Source organism: Streptomyces sp. NPDC058295, assembly GCF_042880655.1.
Lineage (GTDB): Bacteria > Actinomycetota > Actinomycetes > Streptomycetales > Streptomycetaceae > Streptomyces > Streptomyces coriariae.
Map to the genome: position 1 here is coordinate 85,927 of NZ_JBHVYO010000019.1, position 13,464 is coordinate 99,390.

The following is a 13,464-nucleotide window of genomic DNA, read 5'->3' on the forward strand; positions in this document are numbered from 1 at the left end:
GCATCGTGTTGGTTATGAGAGCCGACCGTTCGCCGCGCCGGGCCCCGAGCCCCCGCCTCACGCAGAGGATCAGCTGATGAGCGCCCTCGCGTTGTCCGTGGTCCTGTCGCTCGTCTCCGCTGTCGCGTACGCGGCCGGGGCGATCGTGCAGGAGCAGGTCGCGCTGTCCTCGCCCGACGAGGAGTACGCCCCGCTGCGCCGTCCGGGCTGGTGGGCGGCGGTGGCGTTGAACGGTCTCGGCGGAGTCCTCCACGTGGTGGCGCTCGCCTACGGTCCCCTCAGTCTGGTTCAGCCGCTGGGCGCGCTGACCATCGTGTTCGCGTTGCCCATGGCCGCGCTGTTCGTCGGCCGCAGGGCCGGGGCGACCGCCTGGCGGGGCGCGATTATGGCGACGGTCGGTCTCGCCGGTCTGCTGTCCCTGGTGGGGGCGGCCGACGCACAGTCGCTGAGCACCCCGCAGCGGGTCAGCGTGGCCGTGGTCACCGCGGCCGCGGTCGTGGCCCTGATGGTGGCCGGGCGGGCCGCCCACCGGCACCCGGCGGTCCGCAGCATGCTGCTGGCGACGGCGTCGGGCATCGCGTTCGGCATGTCGTCGGTGTTCACCAAGACCGTCGCGGTCGACTGGACCGGGGGTGTCTCGACGGCCGACGTCCCGTCCCTGGCCGTGATCGGCGTGCTCGCCACGGCCGGCATGCTGCTGTCCCAGGCCGCCTACCGGGGCGCGGGCCTCGCGGCCCCGCTGGCCACGCTGACGGTGGTCAACCCGGTGGTGGCGGCCGCGGTCGGCATCACGATGTTCGGCGAGACCTTCCGCTACGGCACCACGGGCACCGTGCTCGCCCTGGGCTGCGGTGTGGTCGCGGCGGGCGGACTCATCCTGCTCACGACGGAGCGCCTCCAAGGCGCTCGCCCGGAGACGGCGGCCGGGCTCCCGGCCGCGCGGACCCGGACGGACATCGGGACGGCGGAGGTCTCGGCCACCGACCCGGCGGACGGCAAGACCGGAGCTGCGACGGACGGGATCCCGTTCCCCTTCCCCGCGCAGCCGGGCGCGCCGCTGCCGGAGGACCTGCGGTCGGCGGAAGCGGCGCTGGAGGACCTGCGGCTCGCTGGAACGGCGCCGTCGCTGGACAAGGCGCGGTCGGCGGAGGCGCGGGAGACAGAGGTACGGGAGGCAGAGGTACTCAGGGAACGGCTCGTTCTGGCTCCGGCCGCGGTCGACGGCGAGGACCGCTACGAGGAGGACCCGTCCGGCGGGGACGTGCCTCCGTCGTTCTACACCCCGCTGTACGGAGGTCTGTACATCCCGATGCCGGTCGTGGACCGGCATCGGGAGCGCGTCAAATCCTGACGCCGCCGGCCCGGAGATACGCCACCGGGTCGACATCCGTTCCGAAACCGGGCCCGGTCCGCACCTCGAAGTGCAGATGCGGGCCCGTGCTGTTGCCGGTGGAACCGGACCGGCCGATGCGCTGTCCGCCGCTCACCGACTGCCCGTCCCGTACGGAGATCGCCGACAGGTGGGCGTACTGCGAGTAGCGGCCGTCGCCGTGCCGGATGACCACCTGGTACCCGAAGGAACCGGCCCAGCCCGCGCTCACCACCTCGCCCGCCTTGACCGCCTGCACGGAGGTGCCGGTGGGCACGGGGAAGTCGACGCCGGTGTGATAGCCCTTCGACCAGGACGAACCCGTGGCGTGGTACGGCGTCCCGGTGGAGGCGCTGACGGGCGACACGAGGGAATGGCCGGTCGTCGCCTTGCGTCCGGTGTCCTTGTCTTTCGCCTTGGTGCTCTTGGCCGGCTTGCTCTCCTTGGCGCCCGAGGAGGTCTTCGGCTTCTCCGTCCGGGGTCTGGTGCGGCTCGGGGCCTTGGCCGCGGCGGCCGCCCGGCCCTCCAGGCTGAGTCGCTGACCGGGCAGGATCAGGTCGGGGTCGCCGCCGATGGTCGTCCGGTTGGCTGCGTAGAGCCCCCGCCAGCCGCCCTTGACCTCCTCGGTGTCCGCGATGCCGGAGAGGGTGTCCCCGCGGACCACGGTGTACATCTCCGCGGTGCCCGCGCGGGACTGAGGTGTGCTCTGCGGCCGTACGTCGTCCAGGGACGTCTTCGACGCCTGGGGAGCCGCCTTGGAGGACGGCTGGGACGACGACGGGGACGACGACGGCTTGGCGGACTTCGTCGAGGTGCCGCTCGGGTGGATGTCCGGGGCGTCGCCGCCCCGGCTCAGTCCCGCCCGCACCGAGCAGACGGGCCAGGCGCCGGGCCCCTGCCCGTCCAGCACCTTCTCGGCCACCGCGATCTGCTGGTCCTTGGTGGCCAGATCCGCACGGGGCGCGTACCGCGTACCGCCGTACGCCTCCCAGGTGGACTGGGTGAACTGGAGTCCGCCGTAGTAACCGTTGCCGGTGTTGATGTTCCAGTCGTTGGTCGACTCGCACGCGGCGACCTTGTTCCAGGTGTCCACGTCGGCCGCTTGAGCTGCACCGGTGCCGATCAGCGGCAGCGCCATACCGGCACCGCCCGCCGTGACGGTGAGCGAGGCCCGGTTGATCCTGTTCGGCTGATACCGGCGGTGCCGGCCGCGTACGGCCATGGAGATCCCCCTCGACATGCGTCAGGAGGGGCAAAAGTAAGGGCGGCGAACAGGCCATGACAAGGCGACAACCGGCCGCTCCGACGCGCGGGCGAACACCGGACGCCCCGGGCGGGAATCCGGCCGCGGAACCCGTCAAGATGGTCCCAGGACGACACTGACCGAATGCACGGGCACACCCCTGGAGGAGCCAACCGTATGAGCACTTCAGCTCAGATCGGCGTCACGGGACTCGCGGTCATGGGCCGCAATCTCGCCCGCAACTTCGCACGCAACGGCTACACGGTCGCGCTGCACAACCGCACGGCGGCACGGACGCACGCCCTGGTCGAGGAGTTCGGCCACGAGGGCGAGTTCGTCGCCACCGAGACCGCCAAGGAGTTCGTGGCGGCACTGGAGCGGCCCCGCCGCCTGGTGATCATGGTGAAGGCCGGTGAGCCGACCGACGCGGTGATCAGGGAGTTCGCCCCGCTGCTCGAACCCGGCGACATGATCATCGACGGCGGCAACGCGCACTTCGCCGACACCCGCCGCCGCGAGCGCGAACTGCGCGAGCAGGACATCCACTTCGTCGGCACGGGCATCTCCGGCGGCGAGGAGGGCGCGCTGCACGGCCCGAGCATCATGCCGGGCGGCTCGCCGCAGTCGTACGAGTCGCTGGGCCCGATGCTGGAGAAGATCTCGGCGAAGGCGGCGGACGGGACGCCCTGCGTCACGCACATCGGCCCGGACGGCGCCGGTCACTTCGTGAAGATGGTCCACAACGGCATCGAGTACGCCGACATGCAACTGATCGGCGAGGCCTATCAGTTGCTGCGCGATGTCGCCGGGTACGAGCCCGCGCAGATCGCGGACATCTTCCGCACGTGGAACACCGGCCGCCTCGACTCCTACCTGATCGAGATCACCGCCGAGGTGCTGTCCCATGTGGACACCGCGACGGGCCGGCCCTTCGTGGACGTGGTGGTCGACCAGGCTGAGCAGAAGGGCACCGGCCGCTGGACGGTCCAGATCGCGCTCGACCTGGGCGTTCCCGTGTCGGGCATCGCGGAGGCCGTCTTCGCACGGTCGCTGTCGGGCCACGCGGCGCTGCGCGAGGCCTCGCGCGGCCTGGCGGGACCGACCGCGTCCGCGCTGGGCAAGGCGGAGGCACAGGCCTTCGCCGACCGGGTGGAGCAGGCGCTGTACGCCTCGAAGATCGTGTCGTACACGCAGGGCTTCCACGAGATCGCCGCGGGCAGCGAGGAGTACGGCTGGGACATCGATCTCGGCGCCGTCTCCTCGATCTGGCGCGGTGGCTGCATCATCCGCGCGGCCTTCCTCGACCGGATCCGCGCCGCGTACGACCACCGGGCCGACCTGCCGAGCCTGCTGTCCGACGAGACCTTCGCCTCGGAGATCGCGGCGGCGCAGGACCCGTGGCGTGAGGTGCTGGTGTCCGCGACGCTCCAGGGCGTACCCACGCCCGGGTTCGCGGCGGCGCTCGCGTACTACGACGCGCTGCGCGCGGAGCGGCTGCCGGCGGCGCTCACCCAGGGACAGCGGGACTTCTTCGGGGCGCACACCTACCGGAGGGTGGACCGCGAAGGCGCGTTCCACACCCTCTGGGGCGGCGACCGATCGGAGACGGAGGCGTAGCCCTTCGGGGGCGTCAGGGCGTCACGGCGTCCCGGCATCACGGTGGGCGGCGGTCTCCCGTCCCCCACCGTGGTCCCGTCGCGTCAGGTGAGGGGTGGACCCGGCTCCGGGCTCGGGACCGGTTCCGGACCCGGGGGGATCGGGGACGGCGAGGGGCCCGGGGGCGGGCCGGGCCGCGGCGGCGTCGGATCCGGACCCGGCGGCGGCTCGGGAACGGGCACCGGGCTGGGGAACGGCTCCGGGGGGCCCGGGACCGGCCCCGGCGGCGGTCCGGGCTGGACGGGATCGGGCTCGACAGGGTCGGGGTGGACGGGGTCGGCGTACGGGTTCGTCATGGTGTCCTCCGGCCGGATGCGAGGCGTGGCTACTGGACTCATCCCCCGCGTACCCGGGGCGGCCTCGGCCACTCACCCGGTTGGCCCGGCCCGCCTCGACGAGGTACCGCCGGCACCTCGCTCAGAAACGGCCGGGGTGCGCGCGCAGCCAGTCCTTGGCGGCGCGCAGCAGCTCGGGGTCGGCGGCCGGAGCCTCGTCGGGGTGACGCTCGGCCCACTTCACGACGTACGGGCAGAGCGGCGCCACGGGGATGCCCTCGCGCCCGGAGGCGGCGTACAGCTCCCGCGCCAGCGACCCGGCGATGCCCTTGCCCTCGTGGGCCGGCTCGACGATCGTGTGCACCGGCACCAGGGCGGGCGCGGGCGACTCCAGGACGAAGTACTCGATGCGGCCGACGACTTCACCGCCGTCGCCGAGGGCCTCCAGGCGGCCGGCCGCCCGGTCGTCGCGGATCTCGATGTCGCTCATGGGCACTCCCGGTGCGATGCGTGCGAGGGCTGCTGCGGTCAGACCGACACCGCCTGCGGGCTGCGTTCCTGTTCGGAGCCCGGTACCGGCTCCGAGGGGTCCGCTCCGAGGGCCACGATCCGGTTGTCACGGTCCACGTGCACGACCCGCGGCTGCAGGGCCCGCGCCTCGGCGTCGGTCACCTGAGCGTAACTGATGATGATCACCAGATCACCGGGGTGCACGAGATGGGCGGCGGCCCCGTTGATCCCGACGACACCCGAGCCGCGCTCACCCTCGATGACGTACGTCTCGAGCCGCGCCCCGTTGGTGATGTCGACGATGTGGACGAGCTCCCCCGGCAACAGATCGGCGGCGTCCAGCAGGTCGGCGTCGATGGTCACCGATCCCACGTAGTGCAGGTCGGCCTGGGTGACGGTGGCACGGTGGATCTTGGACTTGAACATGGTGCGCAGCATGGAGAAGCTCCTGGTCGGTCTGCTCCCTGCCCGCTTGTCGCAGGTCAAGGGCGATTTCCGGAGACTACAACGATTCGCGGAGCCGGTCAGCTGTCCGCGAGTGTTCCAGGACTCACACCGACCGTGGGTTTCCCCATACGACGGTGGCCGGCGCCGCCCCGGGTGAGGGGGCACCGGTTGCCACGCCGGAGCGCCGTCGGCGCCTGCAAGCGAGCGTCAGCGCCGGCTCCCCCCGAGGCTGACGTAGGCGAACCCCTCCCCCTCGCGTGGCTCCCGGGTCCAGGACCGGGTGGTGAAGGTGTGGAGCCTGCCCTGGGTCAGCGCGAAGCGGGGAAGCGAAAGCCCGAGTTCGGTGTGCAGGGCCTCCAATACACGCAGCTCGCGGTCCGGTTCACTGTCCTCCGGGCGGAACAGCCGTGCGGGGTCCAGGGCCTCGGGAATCGCGCCGGAGCGCCGGATCTCCGTACCCCGGACGGTGAACGCGTAGAGCTCCTCGCCCTGTTCGGCGACGGACAGGTGCAACGCGGCCGGACGGTCGCCCGGGGGCGATTGCCTCGGATCGCGCCACACCACCACCGCGCGGCCGGACGACGAGGCGGCCCGAGCAGGAGACAGGAACAGCTTGCTCAGGTGGTGGTGGGAGTAGCCGTCGAAGGCGAAGGCCCATCCTTCGGCGGTACGGCCGACGGCAACCACAGCCCGGTCCTCCCAGAGTTCCACGCCCTCTCGCTCGTGGGGCTTGGGTGCGCGCCAGGAGGCCTCGCGCGGATCTACCGGCGCGCTCAGTTCGGCGCCTTCCTCTCCCATCAGTGCGGGCAGGCGGGCGGGGTCGATCCCCTCGACCCAGACACAGCGGTAGCCGTCGGACGGCTGCCGGTTCGCCGCCGGCTCGGTCAGCCAGGCGAGGCCCGGCGGGTCGAGATCGGGCACCGGCTCGGGGGCGGGTCCCGCTTCCCCGGCCCGCGGCGTCGCAAGGATTGCCCGTCCACGCTCCGGGGTGATCAGCGAGCCCAGGACCGGATCGGCGAGCAGGCCGATCGGGGCGATCAGCGAGGGCCCGGGCGCCTGCCACCCCGGGAGCGCGTCCCGCAGGATCCGCCACGCGGGGTCGGTCGCCCCCCAGCGGGCCGCCTCCCGGGCCTCGGAGACGGCCCGGCCCCAGGGGCCGGGAGGCGCGTAGCGATAGGTGCCGTCCCGCATCGTGCGCAGTGCGGCCTCGGCGGTCTCCCGGGGGACCCCGCGGGCGGTCATCATCCCGAGCCAGTGGTCGTCCCCGCCCAGCCGCCATTCGCCGCGGGCCGGCGTCATGGCCGCACCGGGCAGGATCTCGGGCAGGTAGCGCGGGTCGGCCACCAGGTAGCCGTAGTCCCGGGGGCTGCGGGGAGTCGACAGATGCCGGAGCTGGTTCAGCAGGACGGCGCTGTGCGGCCGTCCGAAGGACAGCGCCTCCTCGATCAGGGGCAGGGCCTCCTCGTACCGTCCGCGCAGGGCCAGCAGCCTGCCCTCCTCCACCCGGGCGTCCTGGGCGCGCGTGGTCGCGTTGACGAAGTCGGGTCTCTCCACCCGGTCGGCGTGGAAGCCGCGGTACATGGCCTCCATATACGCACGGAACGACGGGTAGCGGTCCGGGAACTCACCGCTCCAGCCTTTGTAGACGTACAGCGCCCACTCGCCGTCCTGGTCGGTGTCGCCCGGGTCGAGCAGGGCGTACGACATGTCGGAGTCCGTCTCCAGGCGTAGGGCCCGTTGCCACATCCCGGCCAGCAGGACGTCTTCCTCGCGCGGGTTGTCGCCGAGATTCTCCTCGTACAGCGGGGTCATGTCGTACGGATCCTGGAACCAGCCGATGTCCGCGACACCGCCGAGCTGGTAGACCCCGGCCGTCTGTTCCACGTGCCACCCGTCGCTCACGGCCAGGAACGCCCGGTACGAGGCCGGCAACCGGCGTCCCAGCCGCTCCTCGGCGGCGGCGATCGCCTGCTCCGGTGCCCCGGGGCTGCCCAGCTGGACAGCGGTCCGCCCGCCGCCGCCCTCGTCGTCGTCCTCGTCCTCTTCGTCCTCACCCGCGCGCGGGACCCACTCCTCCTGCCAACGCCCGAGGAAAACGTGCCAGTCGAAAGACTCTTCGCTCATGGCCGGATGGTGTCATCCGGCCATGACAACGGCGCCCCTGAGCAGCCCGCCGAGCGTTCGCCGCGAACCAACGGCGCGCACGCGCCCTCCGCGTCGGCCCCGAACATCGCTGGACGGAGGACCAGGGCGTGCCGACGGACCGGGACCTCGTACACCTCTCTCACCTGGGTACTTCCGGGACCGCCGGTGCCCGTCGGGGCAACTCGGCTTGCCCCGACGGCTCCTGACGGATGCCGTCCGCGCCCGTAGCGTCGAGCAGTGAGTATTTGGACTTCCCTCGAACCTTCCTCGGCCACGGTGGATCCCGGCGGCAGCACGACCGTGCGGCTGCGGCTGCGCAACACCGGTGACGTGGTCGACGAGTACCGCTTCGAGCCCGTCGGCGACCTCGCGCCCTGGACCACGGTGGAGCCTGCTTCCGTGCGGCTGTACCCGGGGACGACGGGGACGGTGGAACTGACCTTCGCGCCGCCGCGCACACCCGACGCCACGGCCGGGCCGAACCCCTACGCGATTCGGATCACCCCGACCGAGCATCCGGAGTCGACGACCGTTCCCGAGGGGAATCTGACGATCTCGCCCTTCACGGAGGTGCGGGCCGAGCTCGTCCCTCCGACGGTGAAGGGCCGTTTCCGGGGACGGCCGAAGCTGGCTGTCGACAACCTGGGCAACACGAAGGTGACCGGGTCGCTGAGCGGCAGCGACAACGGTGACCAGCTGTCGTACGAGATCCACCCGAGCAGCTTCCAGATCGAGCCCGGCCGTGCCGCGTTCGTGAAGGCCACGCTGAAGCCCCGGCAGATCATCTGGTTCGGGTCCAGGACGGAACGGCCGTACGCCCTCGCGGTGAAACGGTCGGGGGTGGAGCCGCTCTCCGTCGAGGGCACCTATGTGCAGCGCAGTTTCCTTCCCGGCTGGTTCACCAGGCTGTTCGGGATCCTCCTGGCGCTCACGATCGCCTTCGTGATGCTGTGGATCGCCTACAAGCCCACGGTCACCAGCAGCGCCCGGGAGTTGCAGGCGGCCGCCGTCAGCACGCTGGCGCCCTCCCCTTCGGCTTCGCAGGCGCCGCCTTCCGCACCTGTGGTGTCCGCCCCGCCCGCCGCGGCGGCCTCACCTGCCGCGTCGGCCTCGGCGCAGAACGGCGGAGGCGGCGGCGCGGCGTCCCCGCCGGCCAAGAAGAAGACCCCGAGCGTGCTGCCTGCGTCCGACATCATGCTGCGCAACCCGACCACCAAGATGTGCGCCGATCTCCCCGCGAGCGACGACGCCGACTCGGCGGGCCGGGTGGTGCAGGCGACCTGCGACGAGAACACCGCCGGCAGCCAGCGGTGGAACCTGGAGGTGAAGTACCCGAAGCTGGGCCCCGGCGGCACGGCTCTCTTCCAGATCCGCAACGTCGAGGACCAGCTGTGCGTGGATCTGCCGGACTACGGCGCCAAGCCCATCAGGTCGCCGATCCTGGAGTACGCCTGCGCCGGAACGACCGCCGACAACCAGCTGTGGTGGCTCGACAAGCAGGACGACGGCAACTACTGGATCCGTAACTACGCGAGCAACAACGCCTGCCTGGACGTCGCCGGATACAGCACCGGCGGCAACGGAGAACACCTCACGCTCTTCACCTGCTCCAACACCGACGACCAGGAGTGGCAGATCATCCGTCCCTCGGATTCCTGAGACGCCGCCCGCCCCGGGCCTGTCACCGTCGGCGACGCCGTGGCGACAAGCGACAAACGGCTCGGCGCCGGGTGTGCGGGGGTGGATCCGGGGGAGAGGTGGATGGACATGAGCACACCGTTCGCAGGGATGATCGCGGGCTTGGCCGAGGACACGGCCGCGCCCTGCGCCACGCGCACCCGCCTGCTCCGCAGTACCTGGACGCACCGGAGGTGCCATGTCCGCTGACCCGTACGCCGGCGGGGTACGCCGCACCTTCCGGCCCCGGGTGCCGGCCGCCTGGTGGCCGGCGCTGCGGCGTACACCGGTGTCCCTGTGGAACGACGACATCACGGACTACGCGGCGGCGCTGACGTACTACGCGATCCTCGCCGTGCTCCCCGCGATGATGGTCACCGTCCTCGCGTTCGGGCTGATCAGCCCGGACACGGCGGAGGAATTCGTCACCCACGTCACGATGTACGCCCCGGCCGAGTCCGGCGCCGACCTGCACGCCGTGCTGTCCCGTGCGCTGGGCGCCGACCGGGGGGCCTGGCCGCTGCTGGTGGCCGGAGCGACGAGTGCGCTGTGGTCGGCCTCCAGCTATCTCGCCGTCTTCCGCCGCGCCCTGCACCACATGCACCGGGTCGAGGACCGGCGCTCACCCTGGCGCAAGGCGCCCCGCATCCTGCTGACCGCCCTCGCTCTGCTGGGACTGCTCCTCGCCGGTTCCCTCGTCCTGTTGCTCACCGGTCCGCTGGCCGAGGCGGCGGGCCGGGTCATCGGCGTGGACACCACCGCGACCTGGGCCTGGAGCGTGCTGCGCTGGCCGCTGTTGCTGTGCCTGGCCGCCCTCCTGGTCGTGATCGTCTTCCACACCGGTCCGGCCCCGGCTCGCCTGCGCGGGCGCATTCTGCCCGGCGGCGTGCTGGCAGCCGCGCTGTGGCTCGTGGTCTCCGCGGGCTTCGCCTGGTACGCCTCCGGCCTGAGCGCGTACAGCAGGCTCTACGGCTCGCTCGCGGGCGTCGTCGTCTTCCTCATCTGGCTGTGGTTGTCCAACCTCGCCCTGCTGACCGGGGCGCAGTTCGCCGCGGAACTCTCCGCGCCGCGCGGTCAGGACACGGGGAAGCCGTCGCGCGCGCCGTAGCAGTCCGCAGGCAGGGTTTCGGGTGATCCAGACCCGCCCGTCACCGTGCGCTCGCGAGGGTCGCCGGGCGGGCTCGCGTCGCGGCTGCCATCGGCCCGTTCGACCCTCGTGCCACATGCCTGGAAAAGTTACCGACCGGTCGGTATCGTGCCGTTCATGACCACCGTCGCTCCGGACCCGCGCGCGGGCCGCCACTGTCACAGCACCCTCAACTCGCTGCACGCGACGCACTACTTCTCCCCCGACGTGGGCCGTGAGCTGGGCGCGCTCGGCGTCACCCACCCGCGGGCCGTGAACTTCGCCGTGCGGGCGGCCGCGTTGGGGCCGGTGGGCGCCGGCGCGGTGACGGCGACGTTCTACAACTACAAGCACACACTCGTCGCCCGGTACGTGCCCGCGGTCTGGGAGTCGGCCACGCCCGAGCAGGTCCTGGCGGCACGTACGCGGGCCGTCGACACGACGCTGCGCCGCCAGCTGGGCGCCGACGTGGTCGCGTCCGCGGAGATGGCGGAGGCGGCACGGCTCGCCCTGCGCGCCACCGAGGCCTGCTCGCGAAGCGCCCGGCCCCTGTACTCGGCCCACGCCGACCTGCCGGTCCCCGAGGAGCCGCACCTGGCGTACTGGCATGCGGCCACGCTGCTGCGCGAGCACCGGGGCGACGGGCACCTCGCCGTGCTGATGGCCGCGGGACTCGACGGTCTGGAGGCCATGGTGACCCACACCGCGACCGGCAAGGGCATGTCGCCGAAGTGGGTGCTCGACACCCGCGGCTGGAGCCGGGAGGACTGGGACGCGGCGACCGGCCGGCTGCGGGAGCGCGGCCTGCTGGACGAGGACGGGGAGCTGACCGAGCAGGGGCGCGCGCTGCGCCAGGAGATCGAGCGGGAGACGGACCGGCTGGACCGCGCCCCCTACGCACACCTGGGCGCGGAGGGCGTGGCCCGGCTGACCGAGCTCGGCACGGGCTTCGTACGCACCGCGCTCGCCGCCGGCGCCTTCCCGGCGGATCTGCTCGCCAAGCGCTGACCTTCCGAAGGCGGCGCGGCAGCGGGTCCGGCGTCGGCGGCCGGAGCGACGTGAGCCGGTGCCGCGCGGGGAACGGACGGCCCGTCGCGCGCCGCCCTCGCCCCGCCTCGACCCGCCTCAGCGCACGGCCGCCTCCGTCATCCCCGGCTGGTCGAACTGCGTCCGGTGCAGCTCCGCGTACCGTCCGCCGGCCGCGAGGAGTTCGTCGTGGTCGCCGCGTTCCACGACCCGGCCGGACTCGACGACCAGGATCAGGTCGGCGGCGCGCACGGTCGACAGCCGGTGGGCGATGACGATCGCCGTACGGTCCGCGAGAGCCTCGGCGAGGGCTTCCTGGACGGCCGCCTCGGAAGTGTTGTCGAGGTGCGCGGTGGCCTCGTCGAGGATGACGACGCGCTGGCGGGCCAGCAGCAGCCGGGCGATGGTCATGCGCTGGCGCTCACCGCCGGAGAGGCGGTAGCCGCGTTCCCCGACGACCGTGTCGAGGCCGTCGGGGAGCGAGCGGACGAGGTCGTCGAGGCGGGAGCGGCGCAGGGCGTCCCACAGTTCGTCCTCGGTGGCCTCGGGACGGGCCAGCAGGAGGTTCGCGCGGACGCTGTCGTGGAAGAGGTGGCCGTCCTGGGTGACCATGCCGAGGGTGGCCCGCAGGGAGCCCGCGGTCAGGTCACGGACGTCGACCCCGCCGATCCGGACGGCGCCCGCGTCGACGTCGTACAGGCGCGGCAGGAGCTGGGCGATGGTCGACTTGCCGGCGCCCGAGGAGCCGACGAGGGCGACGGTCTGTCCGGGAGCGGCGCGGAAGGACACGCCGTGCAGGACCTCGGCGCCGCCGCGGGAGTCGAGGGCCGCGACCTCCTCCAGGGAGGCCAGGGAGACCTTGTCGGCGGACGGGTAGCCGAAGCGGACCTCGTCGAACTCGACGGAGACGGGGCCCGGCGGCACCTCGCGGGCGTCCGGCTTCTCCTCGATGAGCGGCTTCAGGTCGAGCACCTCGAAGACCCGCTCGAAGCTGACCAGCGCGCTCATCACCTCCACCCTGGCCCCGGCGAGGGAGGTCAGCGGGGCGTACAGGCGGGTGAGGAGCAGGGCGAGGGCGACGACGGCGCCCGGTTCGAGGCCTCCGTTCAGCGCGAGATGGCCGCCGAGGCCGTAGACGAGGGCGAGGGCCAGTGCGGAGACGAGGGTCAGGGCGGTGATGAAGACCGACTGGGCGGTGGCCGTACGGACGCCGATGTCCCGGACGTGGGCGGCCCGCGCCGCGAACTCCGCCGACTCCTCCTCGGGCCGGCCGAACAGCTTGATCAGGGTGGCGCCGGGCGCGGAGAAGCGCTCGGTCATCCGGGTGCCCATCGCCGCGTTGAGCGTCGCCGCCTCGCGCTGCATGCCCGCCATCCGGCTGCCCATCCGCCGGGCCGGCAGCACGAAGACCGGCAGCAGCGCCAGCGCGAGCAGGGTGACCTGCCAGGACAGGGTGAGCATGACGGCCAGGGTCAGCACCAGGGTGACCAGGTTGGAGACCACTCCGGAGAGGGTGTTGCTGAAGGCGCGCTGGGCGCCGATCACGTCGTTGTTGAGTCGGGAGACCAGCGCTCCCGTACGGGTACGTGTGAAGAACGCGACCGGCATCCGCTGCACATGATCGAACACGGCCGTGCGCAGATCGAGGATGAGCCCCTCCCCCAGCGTCGCCGAGAGCCGCCTGCCCAGGATGCCGAGCGCCGCCTCCAGCACCGCGATGACGGCGATGAGCAGCGACAGCCGGACGACCGCGCCCGCGTCGCCGTGCGACACGATCGCGTCGACGACCCGTCCGGCGAGGACAGGGGTGGCGACGGCCAGCAGCGCGGTCAGCACCCCCAGCAGGACGAACAGTGCGATCCGGCGGCGGTGCGGGCGGGCGAATGCGCCGATGCGGCGCAATGTCACCCGGTCGAAGGGGCGGCGTTCCTGCTGGGCGTTCATGACGCTGTAAAGCTGCGTCCAGGCGGTGCTCTCCATGCTCATGGGA

Annotated in this window: 10 protein-coding genes; 5 read left to right on the forward strand and 5 right to left on the reverse strand. The window is 72.4% G+C overall.

Annotation, left to right across the window (positions count from 1 at the left end; all coding sequences use genetic code 11):
- The first annotated feature begins 76 nt into the window (after positions 1 to 76).
- Positions 77 to 1,351, forward strand: a complete 1,275-nt coding sequence (locus tag ACFVYS_RS21565; protein ID WP_389504240.1) for a DMT family transporter — start codon at positions 77 to 79, stop codon at positions 1,349 to 1,351.
- Here ACFVYS_RS21565 and ACFVYS_RS21570 read toward each other — a convergent pair.
- Positions 1,341 to 2,591, reverse strand: a complete 1,251-nt coding sequence (locus tag ACFVYS_RS21570; protein WP_389504242.1) for a transglycosylase family protein — start codon at positions 2,589 to 2,591, stop codon at positions 1,341 to 1,343. The genes ACFVYS_RS21565 and ACFVYS_RS21570 overlap by 11 nt on opposite strands.
- Positions 2,592 to 2,789: 198 nt before the next feature.
- On the opposite strand from ACFVYS_RS21570, the gene gndA reads away from it, so the two are divergent.
- On the forward strand, positions 2,790 to 4,229 hold the full coding sequence (gene gndA, locus ACFVYS_RS21575; protein WP_389504244.1) for an NADP-dependent phosphogluconate dehydrogenase: 1,440 nt from the start codon (positions 2,790 to 2,792) through the stop codon (positions 4,227 to 4,229).
- 456 nt (positions 4,230 to 4,685) lie between these two features.
- On the opposite strand, the gene ACFVYS_RS21580 is transcribed toward gndA, so the two are convergent.
- The 3 genes from ACFVYS_RS21580 to ACFVYS_RS21590 all read right to left on the reverse strand — a co-directional run bounded on the left by ACFVYS_RS21580 (position 4,686) and on the right by ACFVYS_RS21590 (position 7,624).
- On the reverse strand, positions 4,686 to 5,033 hold the full coding sequence (locus ACFVYS_RS21580) for a GNAT family N-acetyltransferase (protein ID WP_389504246.1): 348 nt from the start codon (positions 5,031 to 5,033) through the stop codon (positions 4,686 to 4,688).
- A 38-nt stretch (positions 5,034 to 5,071) separates the two neighbouring features.
- Positions 5,072 to 5,491: an aspartate 1-decarboxylase gene (gene panD, locus ACFVYS_RS21585; RefSeq protein ID WP_389504248.1), complete on the reverse strand. Its 420-nt coding sequence runs from the start codon at positions 5,489 to 5,491 to the stop codon at positions 5,072 to 5,074.
- Between the two features lie 216 nt (positions 5,492 to 5,707).
- Positions 5,708 to 7,624, reverse strand: a complete 1,917-nt coding sequence (locus tag ACFVYS_RS21590; protein WP_389504250.1) for an SMI1/KNR4 family protein — start codon at positions 7,622 to 7,624, stop codon at positions 5,708 to 5,710.
- Positions 7,625 to 7,882: 258 nt separating this feature from the next.
- Here ACFVYS_RS21590 and ACFVYS_RS21595 point away from each other — a divergent pair, with 258 nt between their 5' ends.
- The 3 genes from ACFVYS_RS21595 (at position 7,883) to ACFVYS_RS21605 (ending at position 11,456) form a co-directional block, all read left to right on the forward strand.
- Positions 7,883 to 9,304 carry an RICIN domain-containing protein gene (locus tag ACFVYS_RS21595; RefSeq protein ID WP_389504252.1) on the forward strand — a complete coding sequence of 474 codons (1,422 nt, stop codon included), beginning with the start codon at positions 7,883 to 7,885 and terminating at the stop codon, positions 9,302 to 9,304.
- 217 nt (positions 9,305 to 9,521) lie between these two features.
- The gene (locus ACFVYS_RS21600; protein ID WP_389504254.1) at positions 9,522 to 10,430 is read left to right on the forward strand and encodes a YihY/virulence factor BrkB family protein; all 909 of its coding nucleotides are present in this window, start codon (positions 9,522 to 9,524) and stop codon (positions 10,428 to 10,430) included.
- Positions 10,431 to 10,586: 156 nt separating this feature from the next.
- Complete coding sequence (locus ACFVYS_RS21605; protein WP_389504256.1) at positions 10,587 to 11,456, forward strand: hypothetical protein; 870 nt, start codon at positions 10,587 to 10,589, stop codon at positions 11,454 to 11,456.
- Positions 11,457 to 11,573: 117 nt separating this feature from the next.
- On the opposite strand, the gene ACFVYS_RS21610 is transcribed toward ACFVYS_RS21605, so the two are convergent.
- A complete protein-coding gene (locus tag ACFVYS_RS21610) occupies positions 11,574 to 13,454 on the reverse strand; it encodes an ABC transporter ATP-binding protein (RefSeq protein WP_389504355.1) in 1,881 nt (626 codons plus the stop codon).
- Between the last annotated feature and the right edge of the window lie 10 nt (positions 13,455 to 13,464).